This is a genomic window from Streptomyces sp. NPDC036815, from assembly GCF_055609205.1.
The window spans coordinates 124,131-149,176 of record NZ_JBVJPW010000002.1; the positions used below are offsets into that span (position 1 = coordinate 124,131).

At 66.8% G+C, this 25,046-nt stretch carries 25 protein-coding genes; 23 read left to right on the forward strand and 2 right to left on the reverse strand.

All coding sequences use genetic code 11. The features are described 5' to 3' along the window. The first annotated feature begins 134 nt into the window (after nt 1-134). The 8 genes from ACZ69I_RS06770 to ACZ69I_RS06805 all read left to right on the forward strand — a co-directional run bounded on the left by ACZ69I_RS06770 (nt 135) and on the right by ACZ69I_RS06805 (nt 8,098). Nucleotides 135-329, forward strand: coding sequence for a hypothetical protein (locus ACZ69I_RS06770; protein ID WP_470830776.1), 195 nt, complete (start codon nt 135-137; stop codon nt 327-329). A gap of 347 nt (nt 330-676) precedes the next feature. Beyond that, a complete protein-coding gene (locus ACZ69I_RS06775) occupies nt 677-1,558 on the forward strand; it encodes a hypothetical protein (RefSeq protein WP_470830777.1) in 882 nt (293 codons plus the stop codon). A 79-nt stretch (nt 1,559-1,637) separates the two neighbouring features. Further along, the gene (locus ACZ69I_RS06780; protein ID WP_470830778.1) at nt 1,638-3,176 is read left to right on the forward strand and encodes an amino acid permease; all 1,539 of its coding nucleotides are present in this window, start codon (nt 1,638-1,640) and stop codon (nt 3,174-3,176) included. 327 nt (nt 3,177-3,503) lie between these two features. Beyond that, entirely contained in the window at nt 3,504-4,541 is a 1,038-nt protein-coding gene (locus tag ACZ69I_RS06785; RefSeq protein ID WP_470830779.1) for a phosphotransferase enzyme family protein, read from the forward strand. A gap of 278 nt (nt 4,542-4,819) precedes the next feature. Continuing rightward, nucleotides 4,820-5,641: a hypothetical protein gene (locus ACZ69I_RS06790; protein ID WP_470830780.1), complete on the forward strand. Its 822-nt coding sequence runs from the start codon at nt 4,820-4,822 to the stop codon at nt 5,639-5,641. 124 nt (nt 5,642-5,765) lie between these two features. Further along, nucleotides 5,766-6,602 (forward strand): endonuclease/exonuclease/phosphatase family protein, encoded by an 837-nt coding sequence (locus tag ACZ69I_RS06795; protein WP_470830781.1) that lies wholly within the window; start codon nt 5,766-5,768, stop codon nt 6,600-6,602. A gap of 150 nt (nt 6,603-6,752) precedes the next feature. Beyond that, a complete protein-coding gene (locus ACZ69I_RS06800) occupies nt 6,753-7,436 on the forward strand; it encodes a 2'-5' RNA ligase family protein (RefSeq protein WP_470830782.1) in 684 nt (227 codons plus the stop codon). A gap of 83 nt (nt 7,437-7,519) precedes the next feature. Next, nucleotides 7,520-8,098, forward strand: a complete 579-nt coding sequence (locus ACZ69I_RS06805) for a hypothetical protein (RefSeq protein ID WP_470830783.1) — start codon at nt 7,520-7,522, stop codon at nt 8,096-8,098. 36 nt (nt 8,099-8,134) lie between these two features. Here the strand turns inward: ACZ69I_RS06805 and ACZ69I_RS06810 are convergent, their stop codons facing one another. Further along, nucleotides 8,135-10,141, reverse strand: coding sequence for a hypothetical protein (locus ACZ69I_RS06810; RefSeq protein WP_470830784.1), 2,007 nt, complete (start codon nt 10,139-10,141; stop codon nt 8,135-8,137). Nucleotides 10,142-10,470: 329 nt separating this feature from the next. Between ACZ69I_RS06810 and ACZ69I_RS06815 the strand changes: the two genes are divergently transcribed. The 14 genes from ACZ69I_RS06815 to ACZ69I_RS06880 all read left to right on the forward strand — a co-directional run bounded on the left by ACZ69I_RS06815 (nt 10,471) and on the right by ACZ69I_RS06880 (nt 23,916). After that, on the forward strand, nt 10,471-10,842 hold the full coding sequence (locus tag ACZ69I_RS06815) for a hypothetical protein (RefSeq protein ID WP_470830785.1): 372 nt from the start codon (nt 10,471-10,473) through the stop codon (nt 10,840-10,842). After that, a complete protein-coding gene (locus ACZ69I_RS06820; RefSeq protein WP_470830786.1) occupies nt 10,835-11,257 on the forward strand; it encodes a DUF6093 family protein in 423 nt (140 codons plus the stop codon). Before ACZ69I_RS06815 ends, ACZ69I_RS06820 begins: the two co-directional genes overlap by 8 nt. Then, a complete protein-coding gene (locus ACZ69I_RS06825) occupies nt 11,254-11,655 on the forward strand; it encodes an HK97 gp10 family phage protein (RefSeq protein ID WP_470830787.1) in 402 nt (133 codons plus the stop codon). Before ACZ69I_RS06820 ends, ACZ69I_RS06825 begins: the two co-directional genes overlap by 4 nt. Then, nucleotides 11,652-11,891, forward strand: coding sequence for a hypothetical protein (locus tag ACZ69I_RS06830; protein WP_470830788.1), 240 nt, complete (start codon nt 11,652-11,654; stop codon nt 11,889-11,891). The genes ACZ69I_RS06825 and ACZ69I_RS06830 overlap by 4 nt, the downstream gene beginning before the upstream one ends. Further along, a complete protein-coding gene (locus tag ACZ69I_RS06835) occupies nt 11,888-12,316 on the forward strand; it encodes a hypothetical protein (protein ID WP_470830789.1) in 429 nt (142 codons plus the stop codon). Before ACZ69I_RS06830 ends, ACZ69I_RS06835 begins: the two co-directional genes overlap by 4 nt. 140 nt (nt 12,317-12,456) lie before the next feature. After that, nucleotides 12,457-12,630, forward strand: a complete 174-nt coding sequence (locus ACZ69I_RS06840; RefSeq protein WP_470830790.1) for a hypothetical protein — start codon at nt 12,457-12,459, stop codon at nt 12,628-12,630. 98 nt (nt 12,631-12,728) lie between these two features. Next, on the forward strand, nt 12,729-13,265 hold the full coding sequence (locus ACZ69I_RS06845; RefSeq protein ID WP_470830791.1) for a phage tail tube protein: 537 nt from the start codon (nt 12,729-12,731) through the stop codon (nt 13,263-13,265). Between the two features lie 5 nt (nt 13,266-13,270). Then, the gene (locus tag ACZ69I_RS06850) at nt 13,271-13,858 is read left to right on the forward strand and encodes a hypothetical protein (protein ID WP_470830792.1); all 588 of its coding nucleotides are present in this window, start codon (nt 13,271-13,273) and stop codon (nt 13,856-13,858) included. A 32-nt stretch (nt 13,859-13,890) separates the two neighbouring features. After that, nucleotides 13,891-14,181: a hypothetical protein gene (locus ACZ69I_RS06855; RefSeq protein ID WP_470830793.1), complete on the forward strand. Its 291-nt coding sequence runs from the start codon at nt 13,891-13,893 to the stop codon at nt 14,179-14,181. A 485-nt stretch (nt 14,182-14,666) separates the two neighbouring features. Then, on the forward strand, nt 14,667-19,643 hold the full coding sequence (locus ACZ69I_RS06860; RefSeq protein ID WP_470830794.1) for a phage tail tape measure protein: 4,977 nt from the start codon (nt 14,667-14,669) through the stop codon (nt 19,641-19,643). Further along, a complete protein-coding gene (locus ACZ69I_RS06865; protein ID WP_470830795.1) occupies nt 19,640-20,554 on the forward strand; it encodes a phage tail family protein in 915 nt (304 codons plus the stop codon). The genes ACZ69I_RS06860 and ACZ69I_RS06865 overlap by 4 nt, the downstream gene beginning before the upstream one ends. Then, nucleotides 20,551-21,483 carry a hypothetical protein gene (locus tag ACZ69I_RS06870; RefSeq protein WP_470830796.1) on the forward strand — a complete coding sequence of 311 codons (933 nt, stop codon included), beginning with the start codon at nt 20,551-20,553 and terminating at the stop codon, nt 21,481-21,483. The genes ACZ69I_RS06865 and ACZ69I_RS06870 overlap by 4 nt, the downstream gene beginning before the upstream one ends. Before the next feature lie 36 nt (nt 21,484-21,519). Beyond that, a complete protein-coding gene (locus tag ACZ69I_RS06875) occupies nt 21,520-22,581 on the forward strand; it encodes a hypothetical protein (RefSeq protein ID WP_470830797.1) in 1,062 nt (353 codons plus the stop codon). A gap of 24 nt (nt 22,582-22,605) precedes the next feature. After that, nucleotides 22,606-23,916 carry a hypothetical protein gene (locus ACZ69I_RS06880; protein ID WP_470830798.1) on the forward strand — a complete coding sequence of 437 codons (1,311 nt, stop codon included), beginning with the start codon at nt 22,606-22,608 and terminating at the stop codon, nt 23,914-23,916. A gap of 232 nt (nt 23,917-24,148) precedes the next feature. Here ACZ69I_RS06880 and ACZ69I_RS06885 read toward each other — a convergent pair whose 3' ends face one another. Further along, nucleotides 24,149-24,343 (reverse strand): bacteriocin immunity protein, encoded by a 195-nt coding sequence (locus tag ACZ69I_RS06885; protein WP_470830799.1) that lies wholly within the window; start codon nt 24,341-24,343, stop codon nt 24,149-24,151. A gap of 98 nt (nt 24,344-24,441) precedes the next feature. Here ACZ69I_RS06885 and ACZ69I_RS06890 point away from each other — a divergent pair, with 98 nt between their 5' ends. Further along, complete coding sequence (locus tag ACZ69I_RS06890; RefSeq protein ID WP_470830800.1) at nt 24,442-24,960, forward strand: proline dehydrogenase; 519 nt, start codon at nt 24,442-24,444, stop codon at nt 24,958-24,960. Nucleotides 24,961-25,046 lie beyond the last annotated feature (86 nt).

Sequence of the window (25,046 nt, forward strand, 5' to 3'; positions counted from 1 at the left end):
TCGGCCACCGGAGTCCAAGGTGTTCTCGGCCTTACGCGTACGCATGGATCAACCCTTGCCGCAGGCAGCCCTGTGGCGCCCGCCAGTGCAGCACCGGTCATACCGGGGCAAGCGCCGCTGCCCGGAGATCCGTCGTGGTTGTTAGCTTCTCCGCCGTCGTACTTCTGGGCGTGATCGTCTTCCTCCTCGTGAAGAAGTCGGGTCTGAAGGCCGCGCATGGCGTCGTGTGCATCTTGTTCGGCTTCTTTCTCGCCGGCAGCTCTGCTGCGCCGAACATCAGGGAGGGCGTGCAGGGCGCGGCCGACCTGATCGCAAAGATCAACTTCTAGGCCAGCCGTCGGGGGGCGGTGAAGTTCCGACTCCCCTTCCTTCACCCGCACCCCGGCGGCCTTTCGACTACTGGACGTGACCCGAGGACTTCCGATGATGCCGATGCCAGATACGCCTATGCGCTGGACGATGCGCCTGGCCACCACTGTGGCGCCGTTGGCGTGCCGAAGCTTCTCATCCATCGCGGCGGACGGCGCGAACGGACTGCAGGTACGAGGGGAGGCTCCTCTCACCGAGAGCCAGCAAGTCGCCGCTTCCGAGGAATGCCCGAGACGGGGCAGCCATGGGTAGCCGCAGAATTGCCCTCGACCGGCATCCGGCCCGGGACGACGCTGCCCTCCGCAACGTGATCGAAGATGCCGCGATGGGCCGGTGGGAGGCCGCCCGCGAGCTCCTCGCCACGACGGGCTCCGACTGGGACAGGCGGATCTTCCGTCTGCAGGTTCTCGCCCATACCGGAATGCGCCTAACGTTCGCGGACACATGGGCGCAGGCGGAGCCACGCTCTCCGCACGCCCTGGCCCTGATGGCCAACGTGCTGGCCCTGAGGTCGATGGCCGGTGGCCGGGGCCGTGGGCGCAACGAGGCGATGCAGCAGGCGTGGGATACCTGCGATGCCGCAGCTGACGCCTTACCGCACGATCCCTCTCCGTACGTTGTCATGCTCGCGTTGACGCGCTTCCATTCGCCGCCCCGGGACCGCGAATGGCGCGCCACGCTGGAGCAGGTGTGGAAGCAGGTAGTGGAGTGCGATCCGTGGAATCGAGAGGCGCACCACGAACTTCTCACCTACCTCTTCCCCTCCTGGCACGGCACCGGCGGCGAGGTCTTCCATTGGGCGCAGGAACGGTGTGCCCACACTCCGCGCGGGCTGCCGCTGCACGTGCTTCCGTTGGTTGCCCTTGCTGAATCGCACCGTCTGCGCATGGAGGTGGACGGCGATCGTTACGGCTTGTCGGTTCACCCGTGGACGGACAATCCGTCGACTTGGCAGGCGTGGGAGGACTGGTGGTCTTGCCGGGCGCCCGCACGGCGACACGCTGCCTTCCACGAGGACGCCAACTACCTTGCGCACGCTCTGTCGTTCGCGGGCCGACATCTGGAAGCCGCGGACATCTTCGATGCCATCGGCCCGTACGCCACCGATGTGCCGTGGAGCTACTGCGGTGACGCCCAGAAGCTGTTCCTCCGGCACCGCGGCTGGGCGATGAAGGTCTCCGAGCCCTGACCCACAGACCGAAGAGCCGAGCCCAACCCATCGCAGTGCCCCACGAGTTGACCATCACCACCACTTAGGAGGCATCCCTATGCCCTTAGAGATTCCGAGCACCGCGCAGTCGGAAGAGGAGCGCCTCGCCGAGCTGGGCATCACCCAGACCCTCGACCGCAGCATGAGCGGCAGACAGAACTTCGCGGTCAGCTTCACGATCATCAGCATTCTCAGTGGCTGCTTGACCATGTACGCGTTCGGCATGAACACCGGCGGTCCCGCGCTGATCATGTGGGGTTGGGTGTTCGTCGGCCTGATGACGTTGTTCGTCGGCTTGGCCATGGCGGAGGTCTGCTCCTCCTATCCGACGTCGGCCGGCCTCTACTTCTGGGCTCACAAGCTGGCGCCCCGAAGGTCCGCCGCGGCCTGGGCCTGGTTCACCGGCTGGTTCAACACGCTCGGGCAGGTGGCCGTCACCGCGGGCATCGACTTCGGGGCCGCCAACTTCCTCAACGCCTACCTCAACCTCGAGTTCGGCTATGCCGCCACCCCGGGCCACACCATCACCCTGTTCGGGATCATCCTGCTCCTGCACGGGCTGGTGAATACGTTCAGGGTGCGCATCGTCGGGTTCTTCAACACCGTGTCGGTGTGGTGGCATCTGATCGGCGTCGTGGTGATCGTCGGCGCTCTCCTGGCCATCCCGGACACGCATCAGTCGCCCTCGTTCGTCTTCGGAGAGTTCGTCAACAACACCGGCTGGGGATCGGCCGTCTACGTCGCGCTCATCGGCCTGCTCATGGCTCAGTACACCTTCACCGGCTACGACGCCTCCGCCCACATGACCGAGGAGACGAAGAACGCCTCTGTCGAAGGCCCCAAAGGCATCGTCCGCTCCATCCTTGTCTCTTGGGCCGCGGGCTTCGTCCTCCTCTTCGGGCTGACCACCGCGATCCAGTCCTACAGCGGTGCCCTCGACTCCGCGACCGGGGCACCGCCCGCGCAGATCTTCCTCGACGCGCTGGGCGAAAGTACCGGCAAGATGATGCTCCTCATCGTCATCGGCGCCCAGCTCTTCTGCGGCATGGCCAGCGTGACTGCCAACTCCCGCATGATCTATGCCTTTTCCCGTGATGGAGCCCTGCCCTTCTCCCGGGTGTGGCACAAGCTGCACCCCGGAACTCGCACGCCGACCAACGCGGTCTGGCTCGCCGCTGGTGGCGCCTTCGTCCTCGGCCTGCCCTACCTGTTCAATAGCACCGCGTACGCCGCTGTCACGTCGATCGCGACGATCGGCCTCTACATCGCCTACGTCATCCCGACGCTCCTGCGTCTGCGTCAGGGCGATGACTTCCGGCGTGGCCCGTGGCACCTGGGGCGATGGTCCAAGCCCGTTGGCATCATCGCCGTGCTGTGGGTTGTGGTGATCGCAGTGCTGTTCATGCTGCCCCAGGCGGCCCCGGTGACCATGGAGACGTTCAACTACGCCCCGGTCGCCGTCGGTGTGGTGTTGGTCTTCTCTGGCTCCTGGTGGCTCCTCTCGGCCAGGAAATGGTTCCTGAACTCGGCACACCCGAAGAACAGCACTCCGGCGCTCCCCGCTTCGACGGGAGTACCTCGACAGCCGACGCGCTGACCCCGCTTCTTCAGCGGGCAGCCAGGGCTGCAGCGCAGCGCCGCCGCCCCGGCCGACAATCCCGATCTGCCTTGTTCAAGGAAGCGGCTGTGAACACCTGCTGGCGGCATCCAGCTGCGAGTGGAACCTGACGTCCTCCCCCACTCGGATGACTACAGGCGTCGAGTTGATCCCCCGGAGCTCAAGCGTGAAGAAAAAAAGGGGCACGTCACCGTGAAGATCCTCCCCACCGCGTATTGCAGCCTGCTGGCCGCGATGACCGACACCTGCGCCGTGACCGCCGGGTCTCCTCAGCAGAGCCGGCTTCGAACGGTCGGGGGGTGAACCGTGGAGCAGGCCGCTCGCGGCGACGAGGTTCTCCCCAAGGTGCTGTCCGACCGATACGGCGTCGATCTAGCCGCCGCCGAACCGGTACCGATCGGCACCGAGACCATCAACCGACGTGTCACCTTGGCGGATTCGCGGCGGATCTACGTCCGGCAGTACCGGATCACCGCTGATCTGGAGCACGCCCAGGCCGCGTGGGCCATGTCGGAGTTCTGCCGCACTGCCCGTGTGCCCACCCCGCGGGTGTGGCGCAACCGGGACGGAGAGATCCTCACCTGCGTTGACGGCACGGGCTGGGCGGTGACTGACGAGACGCCCGGCAGGGTGGCCACCGAGCCGCTGACTGTGCCGCGCGCCCAGCACATTGGTCTGCTCCTCGGCCGCATGCACCTGGCCCTGGCCTCATATCCAGCACCGGCACGCACACGTCAGACTCACTGGCGTACAGCACCGCTCGACCGAGTGCTCGCCGAAACGGACGCAGTTCTAGAGCGTGCCGCCGCGCAAGGCGATCCGCGACTCGACCAGCTCCGTGGTGAACTCAAGCAGCGCCGAGTCGACCTGCACAAGCACACGCAGCGCCTCCGCGCCGGGCTGCCGGAGCACCTTGTCACCCAAGCCGGGCACGCCGACTTCACCCGCACCAACCTCCTGGCCCAGGAGGATCTGATCACCGCGGTTCTGGACTTCCAGGCTGAGACCTGTCTGCCCGCATGGGAGTTGGGACGCGCCGCGTTCGACCCGCGCACCGTCGCGAACAGCGCGTCGTGGCCCCAGACCGCCCTGCGCATGATCGAGTCCTACCGTGTGGAGAACCCGCACCTGCCGCTCACCGACATCCGCGCCAGCGCGCGCATCGCCCTGCTGTACATGCTGTTCAGCCTGTACGGCGCCACCGCTGCCGAGTACGGGCTTCCCGCTGATGCAGAGGCCGATCTGCGCAGGCACTGGGCCGAGCGTCAGGTCGCCATCCGTCATCTGCTCGACGAACTCGACGATCTCGAAGCCGCCCTCACGGATCTCGGTCAGGGGAAGTGAGGAGGGGCGTGGCCAGCTCACCAGCGCGTCCCTCACGGCTTGCGCCTCGCAGGCATCACACCCCGGGCTGCCCACCCCACACAGCTCGAACTCTCTCAACCACAAACGACCTTGAGGACTGCTGTGCCCGACTCCCCTTCCTCGACCACTCCCTCATGAGCCCCTACTCCCCTTCCCGCACCCGCCAACCTCCGCCCGTACCCTCAAGCCCCCTCCCAACCCAGGTCTCCGAATGGGTCAAAGCCCGCCTCGGAGCCATCACGCCCTGGTCCCTCCCTGTGGGGCTCAGCGGGGCACAGGCCTGGCGCGTCTCAGCACCCCAGGGACTCATCGACATACGCATCACCCGCAACCACCTGGACTTCCGCAGCGAAGTCCACGCCCACCGGACGGCAATCCACCGCCTCGGCCCCAGTCAGGGGCCACGGCTGACCGCCTTCGAACCGCGGATACGCACCCTGCTGGTCACGCATCCGCGCGGCAGACCCGTCGACGACGAGGCCGCCCTGCACCTGCTCCCCCGCATCCACCAAGAAGCCGGCCGCCTGCTCGCCGTCCTCCACGACAGCGTCGAGCAGGTTCCCGATGCCCGCGCGCAGAGCGCCCGACACCTTGCCCAGTACATCCAACGCATCCTGTACTTCCTTGACCGGATCGGTACATGGCTCAGCGTGGAGGAAGCCGAGAGCGTTCGCCGCAGTGCCGCCCGGCTTCAACAGCGGGGCAATGAGCTACCGGTCGCGTTCTGCCACGGCACATTCGGAATCGGCTCTTGGCGGTGGAACATCCAGAGCCAGACCCTGTCGCTGAGCAACGTGGAGCGCGCTCAAGTCCTCCCTGCTATCTGCGACTTCGCCCGTAGCGCCTCCCTGTGGGCCGCACACAAGCACCTGGCCGAATCCTTCCTCACGGCGTACGGACGCCAACTCGATGACGCCGAGCAGCTTGTCCTCTCCGATGCTGCTCTCCTCGCCTCGGTCGAGGACGTCCACCACGCGCTCGTCTTACGCGATGGCGACGCTCTCTCTGCTGCTGGAGCGGCCCTCCGCGACACGGTTCGTCAGCAGTCATCCATTGACCGCCAAGAGGAGTGGAGCTGAAGCGAAGTAGCAGCGCGTGGGCCCCGGAGTAGACCGAGGATTCGTGGGGCAGCGGGGCTTCTACCAGAACGAACCCCAGCTTGTGAACTATCTCGTTCCTATCACTTCGCAAGGAGGCACCATCGTGTTGACCGTGGTGAGCCAGAACGTCCGGTACGGAGCCGACAAGGACGGTAGATGGGACGGCATCGTCGAGAAGCTCCGCGCCAACAAGCCGCAGATCGCTCTTCTTCAGGAAGTCGACTTCCTCGCCGAGCCCGACGAGGCCAAGGCCGCAGCGGATGCCCTCGGCCTTCATCTGAAGGTCGCGCCCAGCCGCAATCTGCCCACAGCGGTCGCCTGGGACCCGGCGCATCTGGAACTGCTCGGCGTCGAGACCAAGCTCAGCGTCACCGAGATGCACCACGGCTACTGCGCGGCACGGTTCCGTCCGCTGGGCCTGGAGCGCGAGCTGCCGGTGCCACTGGTCGCCGTCAGTACACATCTCACCCCGTACTCAGCGGAGGTCGCCGCTCAGGAAGCACAGCTGCTGTGCGCGAGGGCTCGCCGTTACGGCGGGGTCGCGTTGGTGGGCGGAGATATCAACCACGTGCCGCTTGGTGATGAGGAGATCGACTGGAGGCTCGTTAAGCCTTACAACCGCGCCTCGCGCTGCCACCGCCGGAAGAGTCCCGATGAGCCGTGGATCGGGAATCGGGTCGTCGGCGAGACCTTCCGCGACGGGGAGTTCACCGATGTCGCCGCGCATCTCGCCGACAAACTCGAAGATCCCTCCCTGCGGGAGTGCACCGGCAAGGGTGGTCTTCTGCGTGTCGACCAGTTCCATGTCACAGACTCGCTCGTGCCTGCGATCGAGGACTACTGGCGGGTGGATCCCGGCGAAGACTCCGACCACTACGGAGTCGGAGTCACCCTCGACCTGGACCGCACTGATCACTTCCAGGCCCACGACTGGACATGAAGATCGTGCACGGACTTCCGCCTGCGCATGGTCGGCACGGAGCACGCCTCGACGAAGGCCGTAGCCCCCGGAGCCACCAGTTTCGACGACCGCTCATATCCGACTACGACGGGTTGGCGCAGACGACGCCGACATCGAAGGGACCCATCGGTGAAGAAGTGGACCCCCTCTTTCCAGTCCCAGCCGTGGCAGCACGCAATGCGGGCCAGGCACGTGTACGCCCTTCCGGAGGAGACCGACCATGAACTGTTGGCGATGGCAGCGGCCTGTCGTTCCGCGATGTGCTCGTACCCGATCGATCCACAGCCCGACGACTTGCTGCACATCACGATCGCGATGGACACCTCGATGCCGTCGGACCAGATGAGCCCGCAGGACACCGAAGACTTCGTGTCCGCACTCGAACAGCGCCTGGCCGATACTCCGGCCTTCACAGTCATGTGCGGCCCACCCATCGCCAACGGAGCCGGGGCTCTGCTCGACGCGTTCCCTAACGAGGAGTTCGACGAGCTCCAGGCCCACGTGCACAAGACCCTGCTGGACGCCCGCGGCCCCTCATCTGCGCAGTACGAACCGGGTCGGCCGCATGCGTCGCTCGGCTACTCATTCGACTCCGCCGACAGTGATCCACTTCAAAGCGCGCTCCGGAAGATCACGCCGCGCCATGCCCCATGGACCGTCTCTCGTGTGCACGTTCTCGACGTTGCGTACCACCACGTAGAGGCCGGAAGCAGCCAGATGGCCTGGCGCATGTCTTGGGAACCAGTCGCCGAGATCCCACTGCTCCCCGTACAGAGTAGGGACGTTGCACCCGTTTCCGCAGGGGCCACATGACACGCGGCTGAAAGGCGCAACTGCACCCACCGACATCACACCTGCATTGGCACTGTGCAGCCCAGCAACGAAGGAGACAGAAGATGGAACGCGTCGAAATCATTCCCGGCCTGATCGTCGATGAGGAGATGTACAAGCACGCGGTTCGTGGCCTGGAGCACCATGCGACGGACGAGAAACTCACCTGGGAAGCCTTCACCGACGAGCACAGCTGGCTCCTGATACCAGATCCGGATGGCACCGGTTACAAGGGAGAGCTCGTTGTTCACCGCGGAGAAGACCGCACCATCAAGATCAACCTGTGGATGACGCCGGATCTGAGGACCGGCGCGAGCCCCGCCCCTCATAACCATCCGTGGGCGTTCCGCGCGCATGTGCTCATGGGCGGCTACACCGAGCAGCGGTACCAGGTTCTTGACGGGAAGGTCCATACGGAGACGCGGTCACATACGGCTGGCGGGGAGAACGACGTGCCGCTGGACGTCTTCCACGAGGTCACTCACATTCATGCCCCGGCACGAACTCTGACGCTGATGGTCTGCGGTGAGGGCAGGACGGGGAACTGGGGCTACCTGGACGTGGCCACGGGCGCCTTCGGGGAGAACGCAGCCGATCCGACGTTCAAGGCCCGGCTGCTGGCTCTCAACCCGCGGCTTCGCTGACAGATCCGATGGGGGCAGTATGAGCGCCGCTGATCTTCAGAGCCGGAGGTCGGTGACATCTCCGCTGGCGGGAGGCTGTGTAGGCACGACGGCCCGGGTGATCACACCGAGGGTGGCCCAGTCGCACAGGACTGGCACCCTTGTGGACAGGAGGTCAGCCACCCTGTGGGTCTCCATCGCCTTGAGCAGAGCCGTCTCGCCGGGCGCTCCTTGTCGGGTCTTGAGGCCGTCGAGTTCTTCCTCTGACAGCTCCAGGCAGACGGCGCTGCGCTGTGTGGCGAGCAAGTTCGACTCCTGACGGGAACCCATGCCGCGGAGCTGGTCCTTGTGAATGGTGAGGCCAAGGTCTGAAGTCAGTTTCTGTAGCGCCTGCGTGCGCTTGCCTTCGTCTCGGAGGAAGGCAATGTCCCAGTCTGCGGTCGGCAGTTGCAGTGGGAACAGCGTAGGCGCGGTGGTTTTGGGTTGGGCGTCGAGGCTGTTGGGGCTGCGGAGGAGGACGACTTCGCTGTCGGACCAGACTTGGCGTCGCCGGCAGATGATGAGGCTGAGCGTGTTGGTCCGGCCGACGACCAGCTCGTCGGTGACGTGATGGTCGGGGTGGCGGATGTGAGCATTCAGTGCCCACCACTGGGCGTGCTCGTCGTCGGGGTCGCGGGGAGCCCACTGAGTCGTCGCAGCATCGAGGGTTCGGTCGGCGTCACGCAAGGCGTCCCTCCAGTACAGGTAGCCGGTGTTGCGCGCGACCGGGAGTGGCACTTGGCGCTGGCCGCCCTCACGGTTCATGCCGCGGTCGAGGCGCTTCAATACGGCAGCGGCTGCCTCTGCGGGTGTGTGGACGAGCGGGACCGCGTTCCGGGCTGCCCAGGTACGCGTGGGCTCATGCGGTGTGATCGCCTGAAGGATGAGACGGCCGCATGCATCCTCGACGTCTACGGCTCCTCCCAGCTTCAGTGACGACGGGACGTCAGTGCTCGGGGTGGAGTTGAGAACGATCTCGTCGGCCCACGCATACGCGTCGTTCAGCCATGCAGAGTTCTCATCGGACGTGGGAGTGCCGTCTGCCTGGTGCGGGATGAGGACGACGAGCCGCCCGGTCGCGCTCTTCCATCCGTCCTTGAGTGCAGCAATGGTGTCCTGCTGCCAAGTCCTACCAGGGTCCGCGCCGGCCAGCAGCACGGAGGCACTCCAGGAGAGGGGCATCGGCTGGCCTGCGTAGACGACGGCGAAGAACTGGTCCCAGTCCGGCTGCGGCTCCAGATCCTCGGGAGCAAGGTCCGCAGCGTCGCGGCGATCATCGAAGCTGACCTTGAACGATGCGGGTGGTTCGGCGCACAGGTGCTGGCTGTCGTGGATGGTCCAGGTGACGGAGCTCAGCCGTCCGCTGCGCCCTCGGTGTTCGGTGCCGGTGACGAGGACCTTGGTGCCCAAGAGCGGGGCTCCGCTGGCAGGTAGAAGTAGCCTGTCAAGGACTTGTGTGAGGCCCTGCACACTGTGCTCGAAGACGGTCTTGCCTGACGCGACATGGGCGCGGTCGCCGCCTGATGCGTCGTAGGCCGCTAGCTCGTCCGAGGTCAGGGTGTCATCGAAGGGAACGCCGTGCGGGGCCTGGAGAGCGGCCCATCGCCGCCAGATCCGTCCTTCCAGCGGAGCTCGGCCTGAGAATCCGTGGCGTTCGCTGACGACAGCTCCGAGGTCAGCCACGAGAAGTTCCTCCAGGCCGGGTGTTCCTGTGTATTGGCCGTGGTCATCCACGAGTTCATCAAGTCGGCTTCTGTACAGCTCGGCGATCCCGCCCTCGACGGTGGTCGCGCCCTGGTCGAGCGGTCCGGGCAGCAGGGACGACAGGTCTTGGTGCAGCAGTTGGGTATCGAGCAGCCGATAGCGCACGGCCCAGTGGGAGATGTCGTCGATCGCGGTGCCGTCATCTACCGCGATGAGTGCGTAGATCAATGCAAGTACGTCACGCTGCGCTCCGTCCAGACCGCGGAGTTGACCGGCGCGGGCGCGGGCGGCTTCCCAGTGCGGTACGACGCTGTTCGGCATGTCGGGATCCTAGCCAGCAGGCCGAGTACGCAAGCGCGATGAGGCGGAACGGGCAGAGTGGGTTACTGACAGTCTCGGTATCTTGATCACCTTGCTGGTGAGGGAGTACCTGGGGTGACTCCCCCGCGTGCTGGTGATTCGGAAAGCTCCCCGCAGGGACCCTTGAGCAGCGCCTTCGTGGCGAGCATGTTTTGTCCCCACCTCGGCGAGGTGGGGACAAAACATGGTCCGAGCAGCAGCCAGCTTGCTTTGGATAGGACGTGACTCACGGTACGGCAGCCGAGCTCGGGGCCCAGGGCCGTGTTCTCCGCGCACCTAGGGTCGTCGGCATGAGCACCCTGCCCTCTGACGCCCGTCATGTTCGTATCGCGGCTTCCCCTGGCGAGGCGGCGACCATCGAACTCGACGGGCATGATGTCGCCTCGTCTGTGGAGGCGTACCGGATCACGCAGACTGTCGACGAAGGCCCCGAGGTCACGCTGTACGTGGCGCAGGGCTGGAAGGGCCTTGAATTCGATGGCATGGCCGACGTCGTCGTGGAGCCCGCGGACGTTCGGCATGTAGTGATTGGCTTCCTGGACGCGGTGGACGTACAGAAGCTCGATGAAGCCGTTCTTGCCCGTGCCGATCTGGACGGGAAGCCGGGCGAGCTGACCCGCGGCATGCTCGCGCATCTGAGGGAGTGGGCAGCGAGTGCTTGAGCAGTCGGCGCTTGGCCGATTCGCGGAACGCCATTTGATGCCGGACAGGGTGCAGGTCACCCGGAGCAGCGGCGATGACGAACTGGATCCAACGACCGGCGATCTCATACCGGTTCCGCCTGTGATCGTGTACGAGGACAAGGCGGGCTTGTACGCGCATCAGGAGCGCATCCGGGGCAAGGGCGCTGGGCAGGAGGGTGCGTGGGTCGAGGAGGTGCGGGCGGGCTACCGGATGCTGCTGCCTCTGGATGCGCCGGAGGTGTGGGAGAACGACACCGTGCTGGTGGTCGAGGCGCGCGACGAGCAGGCCGTCGGCCGTACATACCGGGTGACCTCTCAGGGCGAGGTGTCGTCCTTTCCTGTGCTGCGGACCGTGTGGTTGGAGGAGCACAACCGGAAGCCGGTGACGCGGTGAGTGGCGGCACGTTCACGCACCCTGACCAGCTGGCTGCGGCGCTGACTCGTGGCGGGAAGGCTGCGGTGACTGCGGCGGAGACGGTCATGCGGCATAGCGCGAAGGCTCTGGTTGTCGAGGTGCAGCGCAATGCCTCGGGTCGTCCTGGCCCTCGGGTGATCACGGGCCGGTACCGGGCCTCGTGGCAGTCCGACGTACAGCGGGCAGGGCCGGTGATCGTTGCTGAGGTCGGCACGAACGCGCCGCAGGGGCGCCGGTTGGAGTTCGGGTTCGTCGGGGTCGACAGCATGGGTCGGCACTACAACCAGCCTCCGTTCCCGCATCTGGGGCCCGCCGTCGGAACGTTCGGGCCGCTCCTCACACGGGAGTTGGGCGCGGCGATCGCGAGGACCCTGTGAGCGACATGACGACTGATCTTGAGGATGCTCTGGCTGGTGTGCTCGCGGAACACGAGCGGGGCATGCTCGCCCGGGCGGTCGTGGTGGCCGAGGTCTTCGATGAGGACGGGGAGCGCAGCTTGTCCATCCTCACCACGCCCGGGGTGATGGAGTGGGATGCGCTCGGCCTGTGCCGCTACGGGGTGCTCAGCGTCGAAGGTCCTGCGGCCGCCTACTTTGCTGGAGGCGATCTGTGATCGATCGGTCTCGCGTCACCAAGGCCGTACAGGCAATGCTGGCTGCGGCGACGGGGAAACCGTGTGGGCGTGGTCGCCTGCCGCTTGTCGGGGGAAAGCCCGCATCGTTGCCGTACACGGTGCTCTACCCGCAGGGCGGTCCGGTCGGCGGGGCGCCGCTGGCGGACAGGTCGGAGGATGCGCATCTCGTTTACCAGGTGACGATCGTGGCGGCGCGCACGGATCAGGCCGAGTGGCTCGCTGACCGGGTGCGGCAGGCGTTCCTCGGCCGGACGCCGGAGGGCGCGTGGCAGTGCACGATCGAAGTGCCGACGGTGGATGTGTGGGGACGTGAGCTCCTGGTCGACGAAGGCGTTGATGAGGCTGGGCCTGACGGGGGCGTGGTGACTGGGGTGCAGCGGTACGAACTGGCGGTCACGGGTTGATGTGTTGGCCGGGGTGAGGCGGTTTGGCTTCGGCCGGGATCTCCGGAACGGACTTGCCTTGTTGGCGCCACTGGCGTGCGACTTCGAGGTAGACCGGTGTATCTGTCCAGTAGCCGTTCACGACGGACACTGGTTGAAGGTTGTCGCTCGCGCTGCTGCTCTGCGTGGGCATCCCGTTGGTGGCCATGACGAGTTCAACGGAGCTCGCGGCGAAGTGTTGCGTTACCGGCCACCAGCTGCTGCGGGTGGGGTTGGCCGTTGACGGCAGTATCGTGATCTACGTGTGGCTGTTCGAGGTCCTCTTGACCCTCTGAGCTGCCTTGCATCCTCACCGCGGAGGCCCGCGCGGACGCCCAACCACCTTGTGGTGTGGGCCGGTTCCCCGACAGTGCGTCGAGGGACGGGGCCTCCCATGGTGTGTGGCTGCCGTCCCGGAATCGGACAGCAGACCTTGCAGGTAAAGAAGTTTTCCCGGCGCGGAGTGACCCGCGTCCTGTGGCTCCAGAGCGTCTCTGACGCAGGCCATGTTCCCACTCGTGCCGAGCTGACCGCCGGCACTGATCTGACCGACGCTATCGCGGCGATCGACGGCTGGACGCTGTCGAACCAGGCCATCGAAACCCCCGACCTCGGCAGCACCTTCGAGTCGAAGATCCCCGGCACCGACCAGGCCGACGACTCCTCCCTCGGCTTCTACGAGGACAAGGTGTCGGACGAGATCGAGCAACTGCTGAAGAAGGACGACACCGGCTGGGTCGTCTTCCTGCGCAAGGGAGACGTGGCGGGCTCCCGGTCCATGGACGTCTTCCCAGTGCGGATCGGGTCGCGGTCGCCGAACTACTCGACGGACAACGAGGCCGCCAAGTTCACGGTCAACTTCTCGATCACGGAGAAGCCGACGCAGGACGCCGCTGTACCGGCTGCCGTGCCACCGAAGGTCGAGAAGTGATGCCGGTGGCTACGGGAACCACGACTGCTCCTGTCCCGCCGACGCAGGCCGTTGCCCGAGATACGCACTGGGCTCACAAGCTGGCCAGGCTGCGTGCCCGGCAGCTGCCGGAGTACACGCTTGTCATCTGTGACGACCAGGACGCCAAGCAGTACCTCGACGAGTCACTGCGAGACCTTGCTCGCTGTCGCATGGCGGATGCGGAGAACGGCCACGACAACAGCGACGCGACGGCGAAGGCCGAGGCAGAGGTCGAGACCGCGCAGGAGATGTTCGACAGCGTCGCGCTGGATCTGACGTTCAAGGCGCTACCGCGGCCCATCCTGGACGGGCTGATCAAGAGGTTCCCTCCGACCGAGGCACAGGCCGAGGATGGAGATGCCTGGAACCCGGAAACGTTCCCTGCGGCGCTGATCGCCGCTGCGCACATCGAGCGGGACGACAACGGCCACACGGTGGAGGGCATGAGCGAGGAGGATGCGCAGGCTCTCCTCGACTCGTGGCCGGTTGCCGAGTCGAACGCGCTGTTCGCGGCGGCGTGGCAGGCGCAGCAGATCGTCCGAACCAGCACCGTGGAGCTGGGAAAAGGCTGATCGCGGACGTACAGCTCCGGAGTGAGTTGGAGTTGTGCGACCGGTGGGGCATCCCGCATTCGCAGTTCCTCGGCGCCGGTGACGGCCGGTGGACTGAGCTGGATCGGGCGAAGGCCCTCTCGTTCGTGGCGTATCAGCGGACGGTGTGCGATCAGTGCGGGACTCGGGCCGCGGAGTGGGACGAGGAGCAGAATGGTGACCGGTTCGCGTACGTCACCACCACGGTGCGGTGCACTGGCTGTGAGCTGATCGCGTACGAGCAGGACCAAGTGCCGGACGGGCCGGACGGATACGGGGTGCGTATCGGCTTGGTGCCGCGCTGAGCGCCTTGCAGAAATCCAGCTACTGATCCGCGCGGGCGATGGCGAGATCGACAGCGGACTGCGCCGACTTTGCCCGGAGCTCATCGGCTCCTCGGGGTTCGTCCAGCCTCCAGCCAGGTCTTTTTGTCGTTCTTTTACACTGATGGGATGCACAGGAGATCTTCGACGCTCGACGCTACGTTCGGCTGGCTGGTTGGCGGCCTTGCACTTCTACTCGTGAGTTTTGTGCTGCCCTCTGGGTTCGTGCAGGGCGCCGCTGCCGGCGCTGGCGCTGTGATGGCCCTGAGGGCGGCGGTGCGCATGGGGCGCGAACGGGAGTGACCGGGCAGACCGCTGGCCCTTGCACCGGACTCCGAACGACATCGTGGCCAGCAGGATCAGCAACGGACTTCGCCAGGTCCGCATAACCGACCCGGGCCGGGCGGTGAGTGTTTGAGGGTGGGGGCGGGACGGACTGGGGCGTGGGGAGGTAGGGGCACCGGCCGGTGTCGTCGTACACGCTCAGCGTCCAGGCGCGAGCGGACTTCTCCCATCTCCTGTCGGAGATCCGGCAGGCATCGCGCGCCATGCGCGGCCTCGGCCGCGACACCGACTCCCTCAACCGGCAGCTCAACCAGATCGGGTCCGGTGCCCGCCGCTCCTCGTCCGGGCTTCGTGATCTTGGCCGTCACTCGGACGGTGCTCGTGCTGGGCTGCGCCGTCTTGGTACGGACGGGCATGCGGCGACGCGGCAGCTGCGCCACGGGCTGCTCGGCGCCCGGCAAGAAGCCCACCACCTGCGCGGTCTCCTGGTCGGCGGCGGAATCGTCGCCGGACTGGCGGAGATCGCCAAGGAGGGCAACGAGTACCAGCGGGCCATCAACAAGTGGGGCGCGGTCACCAACGCGTCCGGCCTGGAGATGGTGCAGGCCGCGGCGAAGGCCCGCGAGCTCGGCGCCGATCTTCAACTGCCCGGCACCTCGGCGGCGAAGGCCGCCGACGCGATGCTGGAACTCGCCAAGGCAGGCCAGACCTCCACCTCGAGCATCGCCAACGCCCGCGCCGCGATGCAGCTCGCCGCAGCCGACAACCTCTCGGCCGCGGATGCCGCCCGGTATCTGGGCGACGTCATGGACCAGTTCGGGCTGAGCTCGAACAACGCCGGGCGCGCGGCCGACGTGCTGGCGGCATCCGCGAACGCCGCCTCGGGCGGGCTGCAGGACATCTACTACGCGATGTCCTACACCGGGCCGGTCGCCGCCCAGTTGGGCATTTCGATCGAGGACACGTCGGCGGCGGTGGCGATGCTGGCCCGCTCCGGCATCCTCGGCTCCAAAGCAGGAACATCCCTGCGCGGGATGCTCACCAACCTGTCCCGCCCGACCGCGCGGATGAAGCGCGGCCTGGCCGAGCTCGGCGTCGAGGCATGGGACGCGCAAGGCAACTTCAAGGGCCTGCGCACGGTGATCGAGGGCTTCGAGAAGGCCCAGCACCGCATGTCCCAGAAGGACTTCCTCGGCTCCCTCGCCGATGTGGTCGGCAAGCCTGCGCTGGCGGGTGCGTCGGCACTGGCGCATCAGGGCGTCGAGTCCTTCGACCAGATGCACACCGCGATCGCACGGACCGGCGCAGCCGGTGAGATCGCCGCATCGCAGACCAAGGGGCTGGCCGGTGCAGTCACCCAGCTGAAGACGCAGGCGAAGAACACCGGGCAGGTGCTGTACACGGCGGCGGCACCGGGCCTGGAGAAGGTCACGCGGCTGATGTCCGCGGGAATGGCCGCCGCAACCCCTCCGCTCGCGGGCGCGCTGGACTACCTGCACGACCTGTACACGCTGGCCAAGCCGTCGGCGTCGAAGGCCGTCTCGGCCGGGGTGAACGAGATCGGTGACGCGCTGAGCGGTCTGGGCGGACCGGTCAAGGACCTCGCGTTCGACACGGCGGCCGCCGGGCTGAACGTCCTGGCCAACGGGGGCCGCGCGCTGCTGGACATCCTGGACAGTGTGGCCTCGGCCGCCTCCCCCGTGGCCGATGCCATCAGTGATGTCGCCGAGGAAGCCGACGCCGGCGGCACGGCGCTCGACATCATCGTCACCGCCCTCAACCTGATCTCCGCCGGTGCCGGAGCCGCCTCGGGGGCTCTGGTGCCGATCGGGCATGTCGTGGCGGGTCTGGTGCGCGCCTTCGGGGCGCTGCCGGGCCCGGTCCAGACCGCGATCGTGGCGATGCTGCTGGCCCGCCGGGTTGCGCCGGTGATGTCGCGGCTGGGCCAGACCGTGTCCGGGCCGGTCACCACCGCCTACCGGTCGCTCGGTGATCAGATGCGGGTGCAGGAGCGGCTCGCGGCCGCGCAGGGGCAGTCGATTGGCCGGATCGGTCAGGCCCTGGCCGTCGTGCAGACGCGCATCCCGGTCGTGGGTCAGATGACGTCCGCGTTCCGCAGCGCCTCGGGTCCCATCACGGGGGTGGCGCGTGCGATCGGCGCCGGAGTCGGTGGCGCGGCCAAGGGGCTGATGGGCGCGCTCGGCGGGCCGTGGGGTGTGGCGCTCGCCGGTGCGGGTGTGGCGCTGTCGCTGCTGGCCTCCCATCAGCAGAAGGCAGCCCAGGCGGCGGCCGAGCACCAGTCGCGGATCAGCAGTCTCACCCAGGCGTTGCAGGAGTCGAACGGCGCCATCAACAGCAACGTGCGCGCGGTGGCCGCGCAGCAGGTGATGGACACCAAGGTCTTCGACGGCAAAGAGCGCCTGGTCGACGTCATGTCGAAGGCCGGGGTGTCCGCGCGGGAGCTCACGGACGCCTACATGAGTCAGGACGGCGGCCTCAACTCCCTACAGAAGCGGCTGAACGCCACCGCCGAGGCGAACACCAAGATGCACGTCTCCATGGGCGGGGCCTACAAGGCGTACGAGGACAAGGGTCTGGCGGCGGCTCGTGCGGCGGATGCCCTGGGGTCGGTCAAGGGTGAGATGTCGCAGGCGGTGAAGGACGCCAAGGATCTCGCGGACGCGACCGGCTCCACGGGGCGTTCGGCGGCCGATGCGGTCGGCCCGTTCGGGAAGTTCTCCGATGCGATGCGCCGCCTGTCCGACACGACCGCGGATGCCGACTCGCGGGCGCGGGCCCTGCACGATGCGCTGGACATCTTGGCGGGCGGTTCGGTGAACCTGTCCGCGGCCGAGGCCCGACTGAACCGCTCGGTCTCCGATTCCGCCGAGGCGCTGAAGGGCGGCGTGGATCACGCGCAGGGCTACGGCAAGTCGCTGCTGAACATGGACGGTTCACTCTCCACCGTCACCCGCAACGGACAGAAGCTCTACGACCTGCTGCAAGGGCTGTCCACGAACTCTGCTGATGCCGCTCTGGCCGCCTACCAGTACGCGGAGGCGAACGGGAAGTCCGTGCCGGAGGCGTTGAAGGCGGCGCAGGCACAGATGACCACGGCCCGGGACTCGGCGATCTCCACTGCCAAGGGCTTTGGTCTGTCCGCTGAGCAGGCGGCCAGGCTCGCTGACAATGCGGGGTTGGTGCCGGAGCAGGTGTCGATCCTCCTTCAGACGGCCGGCATGGACGAGGCGATGGCCGAACTGATCGCCGTACAACAGGCGTTGAAGGCCGACCCTGACAAGAAGACGATCACGATCGCCACGCTGTCCAACGACGCTCGCGCGGACTTGGAGGACCTCGGCTTCAAGATCCGGGACTTGAAGGACCGTCGAGTCGAGGTCACCGCGCCCACCGAGATGGCGCGCACGGATCTGGACGCGCTGATCGCGAAGATCGCGCAGACTCCGGGCGGCAAACACGTCAACGTCAGTTCCTCGACCGCGGGCACGATCAGCAGCCTGGAGGAGGTCAAGCAGAAGATCGTCGGCCTTCCGCCCGGTCGGATGATTCCCATCAGCGCGCCGACGGCGGAGGCCCGCCGACAGTTGGAATCGCTCGGCTTCTCGATCACCGCTATCCCGGCCAGCAAGAACGTCTACATCACCGTGCCCACCAGTACGGCGACGTCCAACGTGGCGACGATCCAGGGCGCCATCAACAGCCTGCACGGCAAGACCATCGGTATCGGCGTCTACCGCACCGAGTACATCAACACCGTTCACCAGCAGGGCGGCAACTACGGGCCCTACAAGGACGGGTACCGGCTGGGCAAGAAGGACGGTGGCATCGTCACCTACGCCGACGGCGGGGTGCGCAACGAGAACCACATCGCGCAGATCGCGCGCGGCGGCACCTGGCGGGTGTGGGCGGAGGACGAGACGCACGGCGAGGCGTACATCCCGTTCGCGTCCAGTAAGCGGGCCCGCTCGAAGCTGATCCTGGATGAAGTGGCGCGGCGGTTCGGCGGTCAGGTTGTCTACAACGCCAACGGCGGGCTGTCCGACTGGTCGTATCAGCCGCTGGGCTCCTCCGGGCTGACGGTCTCCGACGTCATCTCCAAGTCGCAGCGCAAGGGCAAGGGCGGTAAGGAGCACTTCGACCTGCGCCTGTTCGAGAGGAACCTGCGCCGCTCGGTGCGTACCGCGCAGTCCTGGCGTGGTGATCTGGCGACGGTGGCTCGTCGGGCGGGCACGGATGTCGCCAAGGCGTTGGAGGAGATGGGCGAGGACGGTATCGCGCTGACGCGGAAGATGGCGCGCGGCTCCAACAAGTACGTGAAGTCGATGGCCGCTCAGCTCACCAAGCTCGCCGGCACCGCGCGGGCGACGCTCGGCGACTACACCGGCCAGTTGAACAACGCCGTCAAGAACAACAGCGCGTTCCAGAAGAACCTGACGACGCTCGCCTCCCGCGGCTACGGGGCGCTCGCGCAGCGGCTTGCTGAGCAGGGGGATGAGAACGCGGAGGCGCTGGCCGCTCAGGCGGTGAAGGACCGCAAGAAGGCCCAGCAGGCGGACACTGCGGCGAAGAAGGCGGCGAATGCTCTGGATGGTGACCAGCTCGCGGACCTGGTGAAGCTGGTCGGCGCACTGTCGAAGAACAAGGGCATCCATTCCGTGGCGGAGGCGACGGGGCTGGCCGAGGACCGGATCATCGAGATCGGGAACCTCGCAAAGAGTCAGATAAGGAAAACGGGCAAGGCTGACCGGTTCTTGTCCGATCTGGTGAAGGCGAACGCGGGCCGCGCATATGCGAACGGAGGAATCTGGGAGCCGGGCGTCTACTCCTCTCCGCGGGGACTGATCAAGTTCGCGGAGCCGGAGACCGGTTCCGAGTCCTACATTCCGCACGCGGCAGCGAAGCGAGGCCGGGCAACAGCGGTGCTCGCGGAGACGGCTGACCGGTTCGGCTACGGGCTGGCCCCACGCCGCCTGGTTGATGCCCATGCGGGACGCGGGCGGATCACAGTGGTGCACCAGGCTCCAGCGATCGGGCAGCAGACCATTCACGTTTCCCGTGCGGCTGCGAGCGCCGACGACATCGCGGCCACGGTGGCCTACCAGATGCGCCGGGCTCGTCGTGGGGGTGTCCTGCGATGAGCAGTGAACTCACGGATTTCCAGCTGGAGATCGCCGGGGTGCGGCTCGGCCATGGGACGAGCGTGCCCGTCGCCGCGGTCGAGGGCCTGGCCCGGCCCGCGGTGCGCGGTGAAGTGGTCGAGCGGCCGAACGCGGACGGGGCATGGATCGGCCCGGACTGGTACGAGGCACGCACGCTGCGCATCGACTGCGCGGTGAAGACCCCGGGAGACCCGGCTGCGGCCGCTCGCATCGTCGCTGCGCTTGAGGAGGCCGCGGACAGCCCTCGTGTGCGCACGGTGGGCGGGGCGGTGCTGCCGTTGCGGATCAAGTGGCCGGGTGCCCCGGTACGGGTGCTGTTCGGACGGCTGCGGAAGGTCGAGCCGTCGTGGGAGCAGGCCGTATTCGGGTGGGTGCCGCTCGACCTCGAGTTCACCGCTCCGGACACGCGCTATTACGCGGACGTCGAGCAGCGGGCGGAGCTGCGGTTGGGCTGGCTGTCCGGTGGCGGGTTCACCGCCCCGGTGCAGGCCCCGATCCAAGTCAGTGACGGTGATCTGTCGGGGCAGAACCGGCCCGGCTGGGTCACCAACAGCGGCACGGTCGACGCCTACCCGGTGCTCAGGGTGTACGGGCCGTGCGCGAACCCGGTGATCACTCATGTGGAGACGGGACGGCGTATCGATCTCGGCATCACCGTGCCCGCGGGCGAGTACGTGACGGTCGATACCCGGCCCGGGCAGCGCAAGGTGACGCGTAAGGGCGGCGGCACGGTCGCCACGACGTCGCCGCTCGGTTCGTTCCGGCTGCCGCCTGGCCGCTCCGAGATCCGCTGGACCGCTTCTGATCCGACCGCGTCCGCACGGCTGACCGTGGCCTGGCGGGATGCGTTCAAAACCCTCGTGAACCCGAAGGAGAACCTCGCTCGATGACGCTCGCCCAGGCCCCGCTGCTCGTGAACGGCGCCACCCACTCAGCTCAGACATTCCGGCAGATGATCAAGGACCTTTCGCACGGCTCCGAAGGCGTCACGGAGGCAACCGATTTGAAGGTGGCTCCGCTGGCTGTGCCGGGCGGCGGGGTGCAGATCGCAGACGGGTCGGCGGTGATCCGAGGGAAGGCGTCGGCGTGGCAGGGCTCGTACACGGCGTACAACATCGGCACCGCCACCGTGGATATCGCGCCGACGGGTGCCGCGCCGCGTTCGGACATGATCGTGCTGCGGGTGCAGGACCCAGAGTTCGAGGGCGGCCTTGATCCGGCGAAGGACGCGGTCAACTTCTTCGACGTCATCCCCAACGTGTCCTCGACAGCCACGGCGGTACCGAAGGGTGTGACGGGGGTGCCGCTGGCCCGCATCGATCTGCCGGCGAGCACAGGGACGGTGACCGCGGGTCTGATCAAGGATCTTCGGAAGGTGGCGAACCCGCGCCGGGAGCGCACCTTGTACACGGCGTATCCGACGAAGCTGACGAAGGCGTGGAAGGACGACGACAAGTGGCATGACTGGCCGCCCGAGGCCCGATGGAAGATACCGGTGCCGGAGTGGGCGACGAAGATGATCGTCACCATCACGATCGCCGGTCTGCGGATGGACTTCGACTCGCTGTACGGGCGCCTGCAGCTGGTGTTCGGCAACCTGCATGGTCAGGACACCGTGGTCGACGACAACCAGGGCAAGGTGGTGCGGCGGCAGACGACAGTCGTCGCGGACACGATGACACTTCCCGCCTCCTATCGGGGCACCACTCAGGTGCTGTACATGCAGGCGCGGATGTCGAAAGACTGGAAGGGCGATCTGAGCGTCGACGGCGGCACGTCGATCATCGCCGATGTCGAGTTCACCGAAGGCCCGGTGTAACAGGCGGTGGGCTACCGGTATTTGACGCAGCACGCCTTGACTGGTGAGTGGCTGTCACACGATCTGCCGCTCAAGGGCGTGGAGTTCGGCCCGGATCTGAACGGTCCCGGTCATCTGCGTGGGGCGTTGTCGCCTCGGCTGGCGTGGTCGCATCCGGGGCTGACGGACCCGGGGAACACCCTGCTGTACGCGGAGGCGGGCGGGCGGATCCGGTGGGGCGGCATCATCTGGCAGGCCGAGCCCGATGGCGGCACGATGCAGATCGAGGCTGCGGGCTGGTCGTCGTATTTGCAGTACCGGCATGACCTGGACGGTGAGCTCGGCGGGCGCGGCCCGTACGTGAACGCGGACCCGTGCCGGGTGATGCGCGACATCGTGGCCTACGCGCAGTCGGTGCCGGACGGCAGCCTCGGCATCACCGTGGACACGACGGCGTCTACCGCCAAGGTGGGCAGCCCAGCGGAGCCGTGGCATTCCCGCTGGTGGGAGACGCCGGTGCTCGGTGACCTCTTCGACGACCTGGTCAAGGCCCCGGATGCGCCGGACTACACGTGCGCCACCTGGTGGGGCACAGGCCAGCGTCCGGTGCGGCGTATCCAGATCGGCTATCCGCGTCTGGGGGCGCGCCGCACCGACATCGCGTTCACCTCGGACACCAACATCGTCGGGCACACGCCGGTCACCTACAGCGCCGACGAGTACGCGCAGGTCGTCATCGCCACCGGCGCGGGTGAAGGCCGCGCCCAGCAGCGGGCCGTCGACGCGGTCCGCAACAAACGGCTCCGCCTGGAACACGTCCTGGAGCTGCCCGAAGTGCGCGGCCGTGACGCGCTCGCCCAGCGAGCCCGCCGCGAGCGGGCCTGGCGGCAGAGCCTGGGGCACGTCGAGGAGATCACCGTCCGCAACCATCCGGCGGCGCCGATCGGCTCCTGGCAGGTCGGTGACAACGTGCAGGTGGTGGTGCGGGACGAGTGGGCGAACTGGTCGGGCTGGTGCCGCATCACCGGCTACACGATCCGCCCCGACACCGACGCCGGCGAGACCGCTCAGCTTCAGCTCGAACCGGCGGGCGCCCACCAGTACGCCACCGCCGCCTGAACTCCCCTATATCTAGGAGCCCTTTTGCGTAACGACATCGGCGCCCGCCTGGCCCGGCTGGAAAAGCTCGTGCAGACCATGATCCGCTCCCCCAAGCTCGTCAACGCCAGCCTCGAGGACGGGGCACTGGACGTGTACGACGAGAACGGCTCGCTGCGCGCGGTGATCGGACGCCAGCCCGATGGGACGAGCGGGATCACCGCGGTCAACGGGCCCAGACCACCTGCTCCTTCACCTCCACAGGTAGAGCCGGTCCTCGGCGGTGTGCGCATCACCTGGGACGGCGGCTTTGTCAGCGGAGAGCCCGCCCCGCTGGATCTGGCGCGCGTCCAGGTGCACGTCCGCAAGTCAGCGGACGAGGAGCCGGACGTGCAGTGGCCCACCACCACGATCGAGGCCGCATCCGGCGCTTCGGTGACGGTCGCGGTGAACCACTACGGGCCGGTGTGGGTGCGACTGGTCGCGGTGAACAGCTCCGGCACGCCGAGCGCACCCTCCACGGCCGTGCAGGCCACAGCGCGCCGGGCGGCATCTGATGATCTCGGCAACGGTGTTGTGCAGCGTGAGAACGTGGCGGCGGGGGCGATCACTGCCGACCTGCTGCACGCGGACGCGATCAACGGAAAGATCATCACCGGCGCTACGGTGCAGACCGCCGCCGACGGGCCGCGTGTGGTGCTCAACAATGCGCGGCTGCGGGCGATCGGCACGAACGGGTCCGCGATCGGCATGGAGCCCAACGACGCTTACCCGTACATCTATTGGTCGTCCGTGGATGGCACCAACCAGGCGTTCATCAACGTCAGCGGCAGCAGTACCTCGGATGCGAACATCGGCATCAACTCCGGCACCTTCACCGACCCCGACGACAGCGAGACCTACCGGTGGAGGACGTTCTTCGGCAACGACTTCTACACAGCGGAACGCATTACCGCCAAGGGCAGCAAACCCGCCGGAGGACGTCTCTACCTCGGCAAGAGCTCCGCGTACGTCCAGTCCGGTCCGGGCGGCGGCAGCGTCTCCCTGACCAAGGGCGCGGCATCGGTGTCCGCGGCGTCGATCCGCGCGGCTGGCGTGCTGCGGGCGGACAACGTGTCCATGGGCACGGCGACCATCACCCCGGTGGCGAACAAGCCGACGTCCGTCACTCTGACCGGTGGGAACATCAAGGGCACCCGCTTCCGAGCCTTCGTCACCCCCGTCACGTCGGTGCCCGGCAAGACCGTCGTGGGGGTCGGCGTCACCGCTGTCTCATCGAGCGGTCTGACCATCTGGGTGCACCGCACCAACACCACGCAGACCCAGGTGCACTGGATGATCGTCGGGGAGGACTGAAATGCCCGTGGATGATGAGAGTCCGGTGACTCTGATCGCGACGTGCCGCACATCGGCATGCCCGGTTGAAGGGCAGTCGTTCACGGCTCTCTTCTACGCAAACAGCGAGCCCCCTGTTTTCCGAGGCATGTGTATGCGCTGCGGCCAGGAACTCACCGATCTCGTAGCCGCCCACGCCTCCGGAGGACAGGGCGGAACAAAATAGGAGGCGCGAGTCATCCTGTTGCGCTCATTACAGTTCAATGGGGCGGTATGCCAATGCTTGATCGACTACTTGCTCTGCGGTCAGCAAGGGGTCCTGGTAGAAGATCAAGTCGGATACGCGCGGGTGCGGAACACTCGCCTCCAGCTCTTCCAGTAGTGCATCCTCTTCTACCTCTGGCAGAGTTGCATCAATAAGTTTCTGCACCATCTCGATGAGTTCCACGCGAGTCTTGGAGGGGGGCATTGAGGCTTTCCTCTCAGTTGCAACTCGTACAGGGGACCAGCCCACACGGTGGCCGACAAGACCGCCAGACTGAACCCATGGACGCAGGACTCGCCGCTCTACTCGGCGCCGCCGTCGGCTCCCTGGCCACTCTTGGTGCCGCGGTGGTGAACGGCCGGACCCAGGCCCGATCGCAACACGACCAGTGGCGCCGTCAGCACCGCCGTGACGCCTACGCCAGCTACCTCAGCTCCCTCCACGACCGCGACATCGCTATGGACGCAGTCCTCGACGCACTACGTTCCGACGATCCCGACCTACCCGACGTCGACGAGAAGATACGCCACTTCGTCACCCTGGCTCGCGAGGTTCACCGAGCAGTCGAAGTCGTCATCCTCGAAGGTCCGGATCCCCTCGTGGCAGCAGCCGAACGCATCACCCACGCATCCAACGATCTCTCACATGTCATGCGGCAGATGGCCGAGAACGCCCGCGCTGGAGACACAACCCACAAGGCCGAAGCTGCCGCACTGGCCAACGAACGAGAACGATTTCTCTACCAAGCCATCAAGAACTTCCGCCTCGCAGCCAGCAGCACCCTCGACAAGAGGAACTGATTCAGACGAAGAGAAGTCGATCCGTGACAGCGAGGTACGGAAGGGCCTGAATTTCCATCGTTCCGGCACACTCGCCCATCCGGATC